15 protein-coding genes and 1 other RNA gene are annotated in these 12576 nt (G+C 46.0%); 8 read left to right on the top strand and 8 right to left on the bottom strand.

Annotated elements, in window-relative coordinates:
- Nucleotides 1-4: 4 nt before the first annotated feature.
- The 5 genes from hisA to OM978_RS06055 all read left to right on the top strand — a co-directional run bounded on the left by hisA (nucleotide 5) and on the right by OM978_RS06055 (nucleotide 2770).
- The gene (gene hisA / locus OM978_RS06075) at nucleotides 5-742 is read left to right on the top strand and encodes a 1-(5-phosphoribosyl)-5-[(5-phosphoribosylamino)methylideneamino]imidazole-4-carboxamide isomerase (protein ID WP_264345991.1); all 738 of its coding nucleotides are present in this window, start codon (nucleotides 5-7) and stop codon (nucleotides 740-742) included.
- Nucleotides 724-1497, top strand: coding sequence for an imidazole glycerol phosphate synthase subunit HisF (gene hisF, locus OM978_RS06070; RefSeq protein WP_264345990.1), 774 nt, complete (start codon nucleotides 724-726; stop codon nucleotides 1495-1497). The genes hisA and hisF overlap by 19 nt, the downstream gene beginning before the upstream one ends.
- A complete protein-coding gene (hisIE, locus tag OM978_RS06065) occupies nucleotides 1494-2129 on the top strand; it encodes a bifunctional phosphoribosyl-AMP cyclohydrolase/phosphoribosyl-ATP diphosphatase HisIE (protein WP_264345989.1) in 636 nt (211 codons plus the stop codon). Before hisF ends, hisIE begins: the two co-directional genes overlap by 4 nt.
- 111 nt (nucleotides 2130-2240) lie before the next feature.
- The gene (locus OM978_RS06060) at nucleotides 2241-2480 is read left to right on the top strand and encodes a type II toxin-antitoxin system ParD family antitoxin (RefSeq protein ID WP_264345988.1); all 240 of its coding nucleotides are present in this window, start codon (nucleotides 2241-2243) and stop codon (nucleotides 2478-2480) included.
- Nucleotides 2477-2770 carry a type II toxin-antitoxin system RelE/ParE family toxin gene (locus tag OM978_RS06055; protein WP_264345987.1) on the top strand — a complete coding sequence of 98 codons (294 nt, stop codon included), beginning with the start codon at nucleotides 2477-2479 and terminating at the stop codon, nucleotides 2768-2770. The genes OM978_RS06060 and OM978_RS06055 overlap by 4 nt, the downstream gene beginning before the upstream one ends.
- On the opposite strand, the gene OM978_RS06050 is transcribed toward OM978_RS06055, so the two are convergent.
- Both OM978_RS06050 and OM978_RS06045 read right to left on the bottom strand, forming a co-directional pair.
- Nucleotides 2767-2946 (bottom strand): hypothetical protein, encoded by a 180-nt coding sequence (locus OM978_RS06050; protein WP_264345986.1) that lies wholly within the window; start codon nucleotides 2944-2946, stop codon nucleotides 2767-2769. The two genes, OM978_RS06055 and OM978_RS06050, sit on opposite strands and share 4 nt — an antisense overlap.
- A 42-nt stretch (nucleotides 2947-2988) precedes the next feature.
- Nucleotides 2989-3216 carry a glycosyltransferase 87 family protein gene (locus OM978_RS06045; RefSeq protein ID WP_264345985.1) on the bottom strand — a complete coding sequence of 76 codons (228 nt, stop codon included), beginning with the start codon at nucleotides 3214-3216 and terminating at the stop codon, nucleotides 2989-2991.
- Nucleotides 3217-3494: 278 nt separating this feature from the next.
- On the opposite strand from OM978_RS06045, the gene OM978_RS06040 reads away from it, so the two are divergent.
- On the top strand, nucleotides 3495-3995 hold the full coding sequence (locus OM978_RS06040; RefSeq protein WP_264345984.1) for an LURP-one-related/scramblase family protein: 501 nt from the start codon (nucleotides 3495-3497) through the stop codon (nucleotides 3993-3995).
- Between the two features lie 52 nt (nucleotides 3996-4047).
- On the opposite strand, the gene OM978_RS06035 is transcribed toward OM978_RS06040, so the two are convergent.
- From OM978_RS06035 to OM978_RS06020, 4 genes are all read right to left on the bottom strand, one after another.
- The gene (locus OM978_RS06035; protein WP_264345983.1) at nucleotides 4048-5985 is read right to left on the bottom strand and encodes an alpha/beta hydrolase family protein; all 1938 of its coding nucleotides are present in this window, start codon (nucleotides 5983-5985) and stop codon (nucleotides 4048-4050) included.
- 96 nt (nucleotides 5986-6081) lie between these two features.
- Nucleotides 6082-6179: signal recognition particle sRNA small type (ffs, locus tag OM978_RS06030), an RNA gene on the bottom strand.
- A gap of 71 nt (nucleotides 6180-6250) precedes the next feature.
- Complete coding sequence (locus tag OM978_RS06025) at nucleotides 6251-6841, bottom strand: 1-acyl-sn-glycerol-3-phosphate acyltransferase (protein ID WP_264345982.1); 591 nt, start codon at nucleotides 6839-6841, stop codon at nucleotides 6251-6253.
- Nucleotides 6841-7713: a DUF3014 domain-containing protein gene (locus OM978_RS06020; RefSeq protein ID WP_264345981.1), complete on the bottom strand. Its 873-nt coding sequence runs from the start codon at nucleotides 7711-7713 to the stop codon at nucleotides 6841-6843. Before OM978_RS06020 ends, OM978_RS06025 begins: the two co-directional genes overlap by 1 nt.
- 129 nt (nucleotides 7714-7842) lie before the next feature.
- On the opposite strand from OM978_RS06020, the gene OM978_RS06015 reads away from it, so the two are divergent.
- Both OM978_RS06015 and OM978_RS06010 read left to right on the top strand, forming a co-directional pair.
- Nucleotides 7843-8988: a patatin-like phospholipase family protein gene (locus OM978_RS06015; protein WP_264345980.1), complete on the top strand. Its 1146-nt coding sequence runs from the start codon at nucleotides 7843-7845 to the stop codon at nucleotides 8986-8988.
- 157 nt (nucleotides 8989-9145) lie between these two features.
- The gene (locus OM978_RS06010) at nucleotides 9146-10054 is read left to right on the top strand and encodes a GGDEF domain-containing protein (protein ID WP_264345979.1); all 909 of its coding nucleotides are present in this window, start codon (nucleotides 9146-9148) and stop codon (nucleotides 10052-10054) included.
- A gap of 97 nt (nucleotides 10055-10151) precedes the next feature.
- Here OM978_RS06010 and tilS read toward each other — a convergent pair whose 3' ends face one another.
- Both tilS and accA read right to left on the bottom strand, forming a co-directional pair.
- Nucleotides 10152-11444 (bottom strand): tRNA lysidine(34) synthetase TilS, encoded by a 1293-nt coding sequence (gene tilS, locus OM978_RS06005; protein WP_264345978.1) that lies wholly within the window; start codon nucleotides 11442-11444, stop codon nucleotides 10152-10154.
- Nucleotides 11445-11612: 168 nt separating this feature from the next.
- Nucleotides 11613-12569, bottom strand: a complete 957-nt coding sequence (gene accA / locus OM978_RS06000; RefSeq protein WP_053425498.1) for an acetyl-CoA carboxylase carboxyl transferase subunit alpha — start codon at nucleotides 12567-12569, stop codon at nucleotides 11613-11615.
- Nucleotides 12570-12576 lie beyond the last annotated feature (7 nt).

Here is a 12576-nt window from a genome sequence, read left to right as displayed (position 1 = left end):
AAAAGTGATTATTCCGGCTATAGATTTGATACAAGGTAAAACAGTGCGGCTCTATCAGGGCAGCTACGATAAAACCACTGAATATCAACAAACTCCATTGCAGCTGCGCGACTTATACGCCGAAGCTGGTGCAGGTATTTTGCATTTAGTGGATTTAACAGGGGCAAAAAACGCCGCTGACCGCCAGCTTGAGCTGTTAACGACCTTAATGAAAAACGCGCCTCTGCCAGTCCAAGTGGGTGGTGGTGTGCGCACAGCAGCAGATGTGGAGCAGTTACTAGCAGCTGGTGCCAGCCGTGTGGTGGTAGGCAGTGTGGCTATTCGTGAGCCAGAAACAGTGCAAGGCTGGCTGCGAACTTATGGCGGCGACAAAATAGTTCTGGCGCTTGATGTGGCTATTAATGCCAAAGGCGACAAAACTCTGCCAAGCCACGGCTGGATTGAAGAGTCGACTATTACCCTTGAGCAGGTGCTGGATGGTTTTATTGCAGCTGGCGCCAAGCACGTGCTTTGCACCGATATCAGTAAAGACGGTACCTTGCAGGGCCCTAATGTGGCTTTGTATGCTGAGCTTACGCAGAAGTACCCACAAATTCAGTGGCAAGCCTCTGGTGGAGTTGGCTCATTGGCCGATATCAAAGCTTTAAAACCTACTGGCGTGGCCGGGGTGATTTTAGGCCGGGCTTTGCTGGAAGGTAAGTTCACTGCAGAGGAGGCAATCCAATGCTGGCAAGACGCATAATCCCTTGTTTAGATGTGCGCGATGGCAAAGTGGTCAAAGGCGTGCAGTTTCGTAACCACGAAATCATTGGCGATATAGTACCGCTGGCCAAAGCTTATGCCGAACAAGGCGCAGACGAGCTGGTGTTTTACGATATCACCGCCTCCAGCGATGGCCGTGTGGTCGATAAGAGCTGGGTACGCCGTATTGCAGAGGTGATCGATATTCCGTTTTGTGTCGCTGGTGGTATTAAATCTGTCGCTGATGCCGGTCTTATTCTGGAAATGGGTGCAGATAAAATCTCTGTGAATAGCCCTGCCCTGGCGCGACCAGAACTGATTAGCGAGCTGGAACATAGCTTTGGTCAGCAATGTGTGGTCATAGGCATCGACAGCTTTTTTGATAAAGAAACAGGTCAATATCAGGTCTATCAGTTCACAGGCGATGAAAGCCGCACCCAAAAAACCCGCTGGCAAACGCTTGACTGGTTAAAGCGGGTTCAAGAGCTGGGCGCTGGTGAAATAGTACTGAACTGTATGAATCAGGATGGTGTGCGCCAGGGTTATGACTTAACTCAGTTACAACTGATGCGAAACTCCTGCAAAGTGCCGCTGATCGCCAGTGGTGGCGCAGGTGCTATGCAGCATTTTGCTGATGTGTTTGAACAAGCCGATGTAGACGGCGCTTTAGCTGCTTCGGTGTTCCACAAAGGCATTATTCCTATACCAGAGCTAAAAGCATTTCTATTAGAACGTAAGCTGGAGATCAGGCCATGAAACTGAATTTAACCAACCTGGACCAGCTGGATTTCAGCAAAGGTGATGGCCTATTACCTGTAATAGTGCAACATGCCCGCTCAGGCAAAGTGCTGATGCAAGGTTTTGCCAACAAAGAAGCCTTACAAAAAAGCCTGGAAAGCGGCGATGTGACTTTTTTTAGCCGCAGTAAAAACCGCTTATGGACCAAAGGCGAAAGCTCAGGCCATACGCTGAAATTACAAAGCATGGCCGCAGACTGCGACCACGACAGTATTCTGGCTTTAGTCCTGCCTATTGGCCCCACTTGTCATGTCGGCACCGAAAGTTGCTGGCACGAAAGCGATGCCAACCAGCCAGACTTAGCCTTTTTAGATCAGCTGGAACAAGTGATCCACAGCAGATACGGTGCCGACCCAAGCTCCAGCTACACTGCCTCTCTATTTGCCAAAGGCGTAAAACGTATAGCGCAAAAAGTCGGTGAAGAAGGGGTAGAAACCGCATTGGCCGCTACTGTAGGCGATAGAGAAGAGCTGAAAAACGAAGCTGCAGATTTAATCTATCACTTGCTGGTATTGCTGAAAAGTCAGGACTTGGCTTTGCATGATGTACTTGAGGTACTACGGCAGCGGCATCAGGCAAAGGCTGAATAACACCTTTGTCAATGAAGGCTTACAGCAAGGATGCTAAAGCCGGTTCTTAGCTTGACGTTCTACCAATCAAATACCAAAATATGGTAATTGTTGGTATTTCGGAGGTGCCAGATGGCAAAAAACACCAGTATTAGCTTGGGTGAACATTTTGATCACTTTATAGCAGAGCAGATCCAGACAGGTCGTTATGGTTCTGCCAGCGAAGTGGTCCGTGCCGGACTTAGAATGCTTGAAGATTCTGAAAGCAAACTGGACACGTTGCGCCGAATGCTGCTTGAAGGCGAACAAAGTGGCCTTGCCGACTATAACTACGAAACATTTCTTGCGGAACTGGATGAAAGCGGTAAATGAAAGCTTTTGTGCTGAGCCAGAAAGCTATGGCCGACTTAAGAGCTATAGCTATCTTTACGGAACAACGTTGGGGAAAACAGCAGCGCAATTTATACATCAAGCAGTTTGATGATGCTTTTCATCTGTTGGCCAAAACACCAATGGCGGGGAAAACCTGCGATTACATCAAACAAGGCTATCGCAAATTCCCACAAGGCAGCCATCTGATTTTTTATAAAGATAGTGGCAGTGGACAGATTGAAATTGTGCGTATTTTGCATAAGAACGTGGATACTGAGGCAAAGTTTTAAGCATCTGCCCTTTTAACCAGAAACAAAGCTAAACCGCCAAATAACAGCATAAAAACCAAAAGCATGACCAGGGATGTTTTTGATTTCGGCGCTGACTTGTCAAATGCAAAACCAAAAAGCAAAAATGAAAACAACGAAGCATTTGAACTGCCTTGCGTTTTGTTACTTTTTTCCATGATCCGCTGTTCTCTTTAAGTAGTTAGCGCTGCCTTGCAAGGCTAAACAGCATCTAATCCACTTGCTGATGTTGAACTCAGATCTTTTTTAAACAGCAACACTATCAGATAAATCAGGCCAAATAGCGGCATTAAAGATAACACTACGCCAAGTAAACCGGCTAAAACTGGATTTTGAGTCTTACGACGTCCCAGGTAATAACATAAAGCTCCCATAATTAGCGCAAATATGACCACAAACTGACCGAACATCGTTGCATCAATTTCCAAATGAACTCTCCTTGTTGTTTAGCAGTGCATTACAGCAACCGTGATCTATTCAGCTTTGGAGCTGCGCGGCTACATAATTAAAACATGCAGCTAACTTAGCACTTTTAGTTATAAGTTTTCAATGTGATGTTGAGCTTAGTAAAGCGAAAGTCCAGGCGCCTGCAGAAATACCCATAACACCAAAGCACACACTTTTTTGTAAATCATTATGTTATGACTTTGATCCAAGGAAAAACTCAGGCAGCATAAGGCATATGTGAAAGACAGGAGCTGCAACAATGAAATATAAAATCAAACAAAAGATATTCAGCTTGACCGACAGCTTTACTATTGAAGATGAAAACGGCAACGCGGCTTTTAGCGCCAAAGGCAAGTTTTTCAGTATCTCCAGCAGTCAGACGATGTTTGACAGCCGTGGTGTTGAGCTTTTAAAAATCAAACGTAAGTACCTGACCATCATGCCCGCCTGCCGCCTGCTCTGTGCAGATGGTAGTGAGTGGTTGATACGCAAATGTTTTTGGCCCTTCTGGACCAGCCGTTTTACTATTAGCGGCCCAGCCGGTGAGCTGGAGATGCACGGTAATTTATGGCAACACGAATATAAAATCAGTCAAAACGGCAAGGTACTGGCCGAAGTGTCAAAATCCTGGTTTAGCTGGTCAGATACTTACGGCGTGGATATTTACGAGCCGAAACTAACAGCGCAATTATTAGCGGCAGTGATTGTCATAGACCGCATTCAGCACTCAGCTAAAAACTCGACAGTGGATGATGACTAACAGACTGCAGTGCGTTTTCTGTAACGCACTGCAGTAAGTCACAGGTGGAGGGTTAGAGCGGTAAATATTTGTTTAAAAAGGCATCTATAGCTTCAAAGGTTTGCTTGCGGTGTGGCAAGTAATCCAGATGATGGGTGCCATCTTCAATTTCAATATAGCTAAACACCTTGTTCTCATCGGCCAACTCTTCCGCCATCATGCGGCTCTGTTTCACCCTTACGCTAAGATCCTCAGTGCCATGCAACAACAAGACAGGGGCTTTAATGTTTTCTACCATATTGAGCGGTGAATTCTGTTCAAGTTGGTCATTGTCTTCACCCATCTGCTTTTTCGCCAGATTGTAATTGGTGTAGTTACGGTAACTATTGCGTTGTTCACGTAAATCAGAAATCCCGGCAAAGCTGATAGCACACTGATATAAGTCCGGCGTACGGGCAGCACCTAATAATGCCGCATACCCACCGTAACTGGCACCCATAATACAAATACGTTTAGGGTCGGCAATCTTTTGTTCAATCAGGTATTTAGTGCCATCTGTTATATCGTCTTGCATGGCCATACCATACTGACCTACAGCCTGAGTTAAAAACTGATGACCGTAACCACTAGACCCGCGGAAGTTAGGCTGAAACACTATATAACCTTTATTCGCCAGGTAAGCTGAGAAGGTGTCAAAACTATTAGAGTCCTGTGAAAAAGGTCCACCATGAGGCAAGACCACCAGAGCGCCTGGCCCGGTTTTACCTTTTGGTATTGATAAATAACCTTCAATGTTCAGGCCATCCCGTGCCTTGTAACTGATTTTTTCTTTATGGACTAAATTCTCTTCGTTTAATCCAGGGAAGGTCTCCGCCAAATGGATTAAGGTTTTTTCATCCCTGTTGCCCAGTAGATAAACCCCAGGGGTGGTGGCATTGGTTGCATACAACAGATAACTGCGATCATCTGAGCTTAAATTGGTTATGTAGTTGACTGTATCAGGCAAGGCTTTGTCTAAACCGGCCTGAAAGGCTTTAAATTCATCGTCCCAGAACAAACTGCGGGAAGACTCATCACTGAAATATATACCTACTGGTTCATCGCGTGCAGCTGAATAAATCAATGAGCCTTCAATGTCATACACAGGATGGCTCAGGATCAGCTGGCGGGGTAAGTCAGCTTTACTTAAATCGACTTTAAATACAGCTAAGCGCCCTTCATGGTTGGCTGATATATACAGATCTTTAGGGTCTTTACCGAAACCTAACAGCGAAATAGCTTGTTCAGAAAACGCAGGCCAGCGCCAGGCATCAACCCATTCTGTTTGACCCGGGCGTAATACACGTACTGAAGATTCTGTGGTTTTTGCATTATAATCGACACTGGCTCTGGCTTGTCCTTGTCTGTCCACTACCCATGAAGCAACATTGGTTTTATGCCGTTGTACCACACTGGCTTTACCTGTTTTCACGTTGACCTGATAGATAGTGTCGTGCCCAGCCATTTCCCGGTCTAATCCGAGTAAAAAATGGTCATCATCCGGAAAACGTAATTTAATCACATCATCCTGAAACTGACTTTGGTGCTCGCCTTTTCTTACGGCTTTGACCATAGGGAGCAGCTCAGCACCCTCTTTGGCTTCAATAGAAAATAAGCGGGTTTCGGTGGTTTTGGTATTTAAGCCACGCACATCACCATAGCGGAAGCTGGCCAGCAAATGGGTGTTGTTAGCCCAACGCACCCAGGCAAACCTGTATTTTTTATTATCTGTTTTGCCTAAATACACCGACTCACCTGAAATTAAATCAATCAGCTGAATTAAGGTGTCTTCCTTGATGTTCTTCAGAGCAACCAGACGTTTTCCGTCCGGTGATAATTTCAGTTGTTCAATGCGTTCGCCCTGATAAAAGGTCTCAAGCGGCAAAACGCCAGCCTTGTTATCTTCAGCAGCGACAGAGGAAAAAGCTAAAAAACCAGATGCCAGTAGTAAACCGGAAAGAAAGTTATGCATACAGAGTCCGTTCCATTATTTAAAAATCAATTTGTTGAATTAATTTAACTAAATTAAAAGTGGGTAGCAATCGCAGGAACAAAATTTGGGTGGCGGCCTCACCAGCCGACATCCCGGCACATACGTTATCCGCTTTGGCTGCTTCCTTCCGGATCTGACCAGGTGAACGGATTAGTATTGCGGGAGGACCGATGAGGCCACCATTGAAGGTACCAGTAAAACTGGTGCTCGCATTATGCTTAAAAGCTTTTAGCTGTGCAAGAACTTAAGCGTTTTCTGGATACTTTGCAGTCATTTGCTGAAAAAATGCGCGCATTTGTTGCAGATCGTCGGCGAAATTTTCACTAGTGATAAAACATGGACCAAACACCAGTTGCTTGTTTTTGTAATCCAGTCCAACCAAACACACTGGTACATTGGCTTGTTTAGCAATAAACCAAAAACCTGACCGCCACTGCTGTACTTTTTTACGGCTGCCCTCGGGTGATAAACCTAATAATAACGAATCACTCTCTTCAAACTCTGCCACCACTTGCCCTACCACGCCCTGTGGATGGCTGCGGTCAACGGGGATCCCGCCTAAAGACAGCAAAAGCCTTTTCACAGGCCAAACAAAGATACTGTGTTTGCCTAAAAAGCGGATTTTAAGATCAAGGGCTAAAGCTGCGGCTATACCGACAAAAAAATCCTGATTTGAGGTATGAGGGGCGACGGCAATTACCATCTTTTTATGTGCAGGTAGTTCGCCCTGAATACTCCAGCCACCCAGCAGTTTCAGCAACCAGAGGCCAAGTTTCTGGCCCAGGTTACTGTAACGACGTGGCAAGCTTGCAGGAATAGCAGGTAAAGCTGACATTAAGGCTGAGCCAACACCAGCTGGTGTGCTTCTAAAACGCGTTTTAAGCGTTTTTGATTGTCAGGCCCTAAACGGATCATTTGACGTTGTGCCAAAGGCAAAGCTTCAATCTCCGGATCAGCATATGTGTAATAGACGTTAGGACGTGCTAATACCATAGGTGGCGCCACTTCAGGAGTTGCCAACAGTACTTTTATAGCTTCCTGCAAACGCACACGGAACTGTGCATTAGGGTAACCCAACTCAGCATAAGCTTGTTGCATCAGCGGGTAATAGTATTCAAATAAACGTTTTACCTCAGTCACTGAAACGCTTTCCAGCAATTGCAGGTAAGGCTCGTAACGTTCAAAATTAGCCGGATCCAGCTGCACTGCACCGCCTTCAGCCGGTAAAGTGGCAAACTTAACTGTCATTGGCTGAAACAGTGCCTGATTTTTTGGCAATGTGCCTTGTGCAATGTTATCCACATTCACCACAAAACGACGGATCATGTCTTCTGTCACAAACAAAGAGGCTAAACCCGCTTTCCAGCGTAAACCTAATAAACCACTTTTCACTTCAGCATCTGAGTTATCCAGACTGGGTAACTTCACTGTAGGCTCAACTGCCACTGCATCGTCCAAAGGAGTTTCCTGCAGCGGAGTTTCATCCTGAGCCTGGACTGTCAAACTATCGACAGGTTCTTGCTCTGCTGTTAACACATCAGCAGGAGCTGGTTGTTGTAATGTAGGGACAGGAGTAGCTTCAGGCTCTGCGACCGCTGCATCCTCTGCCCGGAAGAAAAACCAGGCAATAGCAATCAGGGTTACAGCCACTACAGCTAAACCTATGTAATATTGTTGCTGGCCTGTGCCAGGAGCCTTCTCAGTCATTTTTGTTTTTTCCTTTCACTAATTCGGGTCACTGATATTAAGCCGTTGAAAAACTGGCTATAGCGTTGCATTTATTTTGCTTTTCAGCAATATATAAACAGAGAGTCTCTAAAGAGTTAAGAAGTTTCAGTGACTGATAACGAAAAAGGTGAAAACACCAATAAAAAAGTTGCTTTGCTGCTGACAGGTGGTGGTGCCAGAGCGGCCTATCAGGTTGGCGTGCTCAAAGCACTGGCCCAGCATTACCCACGCAACAGTAAAATTCCGTTCGAAATTATTTGTGGAACCTCAGCTGGCGCCATCAATGCCACTGGTATCGCCTGTTATGCCTCCTGTTTTCATTTAGGCGTTAAAAAAATTGAATGGGTCTGGCGGAATTTTCATACCCACCAAGTGTACTACTCAGATTATTTACGTTTGGGCTGGCATTTGTTACGTGGTTTTTTAACTGCTTTTCAAACCGACTATGCCAATAAAAGGCCAGTCAGCTTGCTAGACAACAAACCGCTACGTTTGCTGTTGCACAATATTGTTGATTTGCAGCGCATAGACCGCAACATTCAGGGCGGCTATTTATCCAGTGTCTCTGTAACAGCATCAAGTTATAACACTGGCGACTCCATCACCTTTTTTCAGGGTAATGAAGCCAAAGAATGGCGCAGAGCTAAACGTTGTGGCCAAAAAACTTTATTGGGTATTCATCATTTATTGGCTTCAGCCGCTATTCCACTTGTATTTCCTTCGGTGCGAATCAACCAGCATTATTATGGCGATGGTTCTGTCAATCAATTGTCGCCGCTGAGCTCCCCTATTCACTTGGGTGCAGAAAAAATACTGATCATAGGTCTGGAGCAACCCCGAGCCCGCGACTTAACTAACGCTATGCCGCATCATCCGGGTTTAGCCACTGTCGCTGGTCATCTGTTGGATACGATTTTTTCTGACACGCTGAATGCCGATTTAGAGCGCATGAACAGGATCAATAAAACAGTGGATACCTTAAATGCGCATAATATTCCGACCGATCTGAAGAAAGTGGAAAGTTTTTTAATTAACCCCAGTGTGAATTTTAATGAAATTGCCAGCCAGCACTTTTTGCAGCTTCCTATGGCCGTTCGTAGCTTGCTGCGTTTAACTGGTATAACCCAGCACTCAGAGTCGAGCTTAACCAGCTACCTGCTGTTTGAAAAATCCTACACCAAAAGGCTCATTGAAATTGGTTATCAGGATGCAATGCAACAAATGCCGGAACTGCTGGATTTTTTGCGATCTTAAGGGTGATCTTAGGGGGCAATTTTTAGCCAGCCCTTGCCGTCAAAAAATCGTCAGCTGAAACTGCATAATTGAAAAAATCAATAATATCATTCACTTATTAAAGTGGCACAATACCTGCAAATTCCAGCTATCTTAGATATGCTCCGGAGTGTCGGCAGTGGAATTATTTGGCTTACAAGATATGACTTTGAGTGGAACCAGTTACGCTGGCATCACCAGTCAACCGCATTGGTCTGGTTTGTCCGCGGATCCAGCGACTCTGCCAGAGCAACTGCAAACCAGCTTAGATCTCGCTAATCAGCTACAAATCTATTCAATGGCCGCTGGCAAAGTTTTGCCTCTGCGATCCATTCAATTACAAACTGCGGTGGGTAAATACCTGGCGCCGGGCTCAGAAGAAGGCAATTTTGAGCACCGCAGCGTCTTAATGCTGAACGATCAATGTCTGGCCGAGTTGAGCTATCAGTCCGATCAGGCTTTTACTCCTCTGATCCAGCATCAGTTGTGGCAACTGGAGCGGCAATGGCTGTATCCGCTGCGAAATACCCTGGTGGTGGTTCGATTACAGCAGTTGGCGTTAAAAGACAGCCTGACAGATTTAGGCAACAGACGTAATTTTGACGATCAGTTTGAACGTGCAGTGCAGCTTGCGAACAGACGTCAGGAAGCTTGTGCTTTAATTCTGCTGGATTTGGATAATTTTAAACAAACCAACGATAACTTTGGCCACCCTGCCGGTGATGATGTGTTGATTGCGGTAGCAGATGCTATGCGTCAAACCTTAAGAGCCAGCGATTGTTTATTCCGTTTTGGTGGCGATGAATTTGCCATATTACTGACAGCAGATGATGCCTTATCGGCTGAGCTGGTAGCTCATCGTCTGGTAAAAGCTATTAATCAACACCATGTCTGTAATCAGTTTGCTGTAACAGCAAGCGCTGGTTTAGCCCAGCTAGCCCCTAATCAAAAATCTGAGCTGTTATTCAGCCGTGCTGATGATGCTTTATCACAAGCTAAACAGGCGGGTAAAAACGCGGTGAAAGTAGCGCTGTTGAATCAGGCTTGATCTGAACAGGCGGAAGTTTTAGTCGTCGTACATTGGGGCTAAAGGACAGAAGATCCAAAAGCCCTTTTTTTTGCCCGCGGTTTGCTTTAGCTTCGCTTTAACTTTTTTGCCAGTCGATAAAGGCAGTGGCCTGCTCTTGCGATGCGTTAGAGGCTACCCCAAGTACTGCCACCACCTGATTATTCTGCACCAGCACAGGTAACTGCAAGCGTTGCCAGGGCGGAATAGACCACAACTTCAGCCATTGTTTCAACTCTTTGCTCTGCCGCTCACCTGCAGGTTTAAAAGGCAAACTAAAAAGCCCAAACACCAGATATAGAGGGTCGTTAGTTATCAGCAAAGGCGTGCCCATATTTTCCCGGTTAAGGAGAAACTGCCCAGTTATGGTGTTTAGCTGTTGCCCTGGTTTTAATTCGAGAAAAACCCCAGCCTGCGGAGCCTCTGTAACTTGCGTGATATAAGCCTTGTTGGCAAAACGACGGATTTGATAAGCATCCAGTTCCAGCAAAGGCTGAGCATCAGCTTTAGCGCCCATGAGCTCCGAAAAGAATCGCTCCAGCCAGTCCGCCGATGGATTAAGCCCTTTTAAGGCCAACCAGCGGCGCACCAGCAGCTTTTGTGTGGCTAAGTCTTGTGTGATTAGCAGTTTTAAATCTAACTCAGCACCATGCATTACAGTGGGTAATAACTGCTGAAGCTGTTTTTCAACAAACTGCTGTTGCTGCTGGATATGAGAGACTGAACGCAAAGCATTTTGCCGGAACGCTGGCCAGCGCTGTTGTAATAATGGCATAACCTGAAGGCGCAGAAAGTTACGGTCAAACCGGCTGTCGTTATTACTTTCATCTTCAATCCACTCTAACAGTTGCTGCTGCGCAAAAACCTCCAGTTGCTCACGGCTAAATTCCAGCAAAGGCCGAAGTAACCAGCCAGAAGCAAAAGGCTGCAAAGCGGCAATGCCCGATAAACCTGCTGGACCTGCGCCACGCTTTAACGCCAGCAACAAAGTTTCGAGTTGATCATCGGCATGATGAGCTGTTAATAACGCAGTTTGAGGAGAGACAACAAAAGCAGCTAAAGCTGAATAGCGGGCGGCACGGGCCTGAGCTTCGATATTAGCAGCAGGGTTCAGTTGTACTTTTTGCATTTCAAAGGCAATGTGGCGCGTAAGGCATTGCTGCTGACAAAAATCAGCCCACTGATCGGCATTGGCACTTAAACCATGATGGATATACACAGCTTTAAGCTTGATAGCACAACTCTGAGTAAGCTGATGGCAAAGCTCCAGCAACACCATAGAATCCAGCCCACCAGATAACCCCAGCACCAGCTGGTTTAAACCAAGCTGTTGGATATGCTGACGCAATGAGGCTGTGTACTCTGAACTCATTAAAACGAGACCCTAATAAAAAACCGCCTTGCGGCGGCTTTTATACCCTAAGTAATTGATGTTACAGTGAGGCGACTAGCGAGCGAGACCCCAGGAGCATAGTTGTCTATGTGACTGGGGCGAGAGCGCGCAGGCAACAAAGCTGCAGCTTCAAGTACGACGGGTATATTAGCAATAGCCAAAAGACATTAAGCGTTTATATCGTCTGTCCAGCAAGTCTTCAATACTTAACTTTTCCAGTTTGGCTAAGTCACGTAACAGGGCCTGCTTTAAGCTTTGTGCCATTTGCTCATGATTACGATGGGCGCCACCTAAAGGCTCGCTGACGATTTCGTCAATCAGGTTCAGCTCTTTTAAACGTGGTGCTGTGATACCCATGGCATCGGCAGCGATAGGGGCTTTATCCGCACTTTTCCACAGAATAGAAGCACAACCTTCAGGTGAAATCACTGAATAGGTGCTGTATTGCAGCATGTTGACCTGATCGCCGACGCCTATGGCTAAAGCTCCACCAGAACCACCCTCGCCTATCACAGTACAGAGCACCGGCACTTTCAGGCCAGCCATGACTTTAAGGTTACGGGCAATAGCTTCACTTTGACCACGTTCTTCAGCACCAACACCAGGGTATGCACCAGGCGTGTCGATAAAAGTGATGATGGGCAAATTAAAACGTTCAGCCATTTCCATCATACGTAAAGCTTTACGGTAGCCTTCAGGTTTTGGCATACCAAAGTTACGTTTGATTTTCTCTGAGGTGTCACGGCCTTTCTGATGACCAATCACCATCACGGTTTTGTCACCTAAACGGGCTGTACCGCAGACAATGGCAGGATCGTTGGCAAAAGTACGATCACCGGCAAACTCATCAAAGTCAGTGAAAATATGTTTAATGTAATCCAGCGTGTAAGGACGCAACGGATGACGGGCTAATTGAGCAACCTGCCAGGCACCTAATTCTGCAAAGATCTTTTTTGTCAGAGTTAAGCTTTTTTCCTTCAGCTTGTTTACTTCTTCTTCAAGGCCGAGATCAAACTCGCCATTGCGGCTTACTTTGCGAAGTTCTTCTATTTTGGCTTCAAGTTCCGCAATCGGTTGCTCAAACTCTAAATAATTCAGCATCATCGACTGT

It is taken from the genome of Rheinheimera sp. MM224, from assembly GCF_947090785.1.
GTDB lineage: Bacteria > Pseudomonadota > Gammaproteobacteria > Enterobacterales > Alteromonadaceae > Pararheinheimera.
The sequence above is the reverse complement of the archived record's forward strand: the minus strand, read 5'-3'. Positions and strand labels throughout refer to the sequence as shown.

What these genes read in the sequence shown, in the direction of transcription:
- hisF (WP_264345990.1), top strand. Translation starts at nt 724, where the DNA reads ATGCTGGCAAGACGCATAATCCCTTGTTTAGATGTGCGCGATGGCAAA.
- OM978_RS06040 (WP_264345984.1), top strand. Translation starts at nt 3,495, where the DNA reads ATGAAATATAAAATCAAACAAAAGATATTCAGCTTGACCGACAGCTTT.
- OM978_RS06025 (WP_264345982.1), bottom strand. Translation starts at nt 6,841, where the DNA reads ATGTCAGCTTTACCTGCTATTCCTGCAAGCTTGCCACGTCGTTACAGT.
- OM978_RS06020 (WP_264345981.1), bottom strand. Translation starts at nt 7,713, where the DNA reads ATGACTGAGAAGGCTCCTGGCACAGGCCAGCAACAATATTACATAGGT.
- OM978_RS06060 (WP_264345988.1), top strand. Translation starts at nt 2,241, where the DNA reads ATGGCAAAAAACACCAGTATTAGCTTGGGTGAACATTTTGATCACTTT.
- OM978_RS06050 (WP_264345986.1), bottom strand. Translation starts at nt 2,946, where the DNA reads ATGGAAAAAAGTAACAAAACGCAAGGCAGTTCAAATGCTTCGTTGTTT.
- hisIE (WP_264345989.1), top strand. Translation starts at nt 1,494, where the DNA reads ATGAAACTGAATTTAACCAACCTGGACCAGCTGGATTTCAGCAAAGGT.
- tilS (WP_264345978.1), bottom strand. Translation starts at nt 11,444, where the DNA reads ATGAGTTCAGAGTACACAGCCTCATTGCGTCAGCATATCCAACAGCTT.
- accA (WP_053425498.1), bottom strand. Translation starts at nt 12,569, where the DNA reads ATGATGCTGAATTATTTAGAGTTTGAGCAACCGATTGCGGAACTTGAA.
- OM978_RS06055 (WP_264345987.1), top strand. Translation starts at nt 2,477, where the DNA reads ATGAAAGCTTTTGTGCTGAGCCAGAAAGCTATGGCCGACTTAAGAGCT.
- OM978_RS06035 (WP_264345983.1), bottom strand. Translation starts at nt 5,985, where the DNA reads ATGCATAACTTTCTTTCCGGTTTACTACTGGCATCTGGTTTTTTAGCT.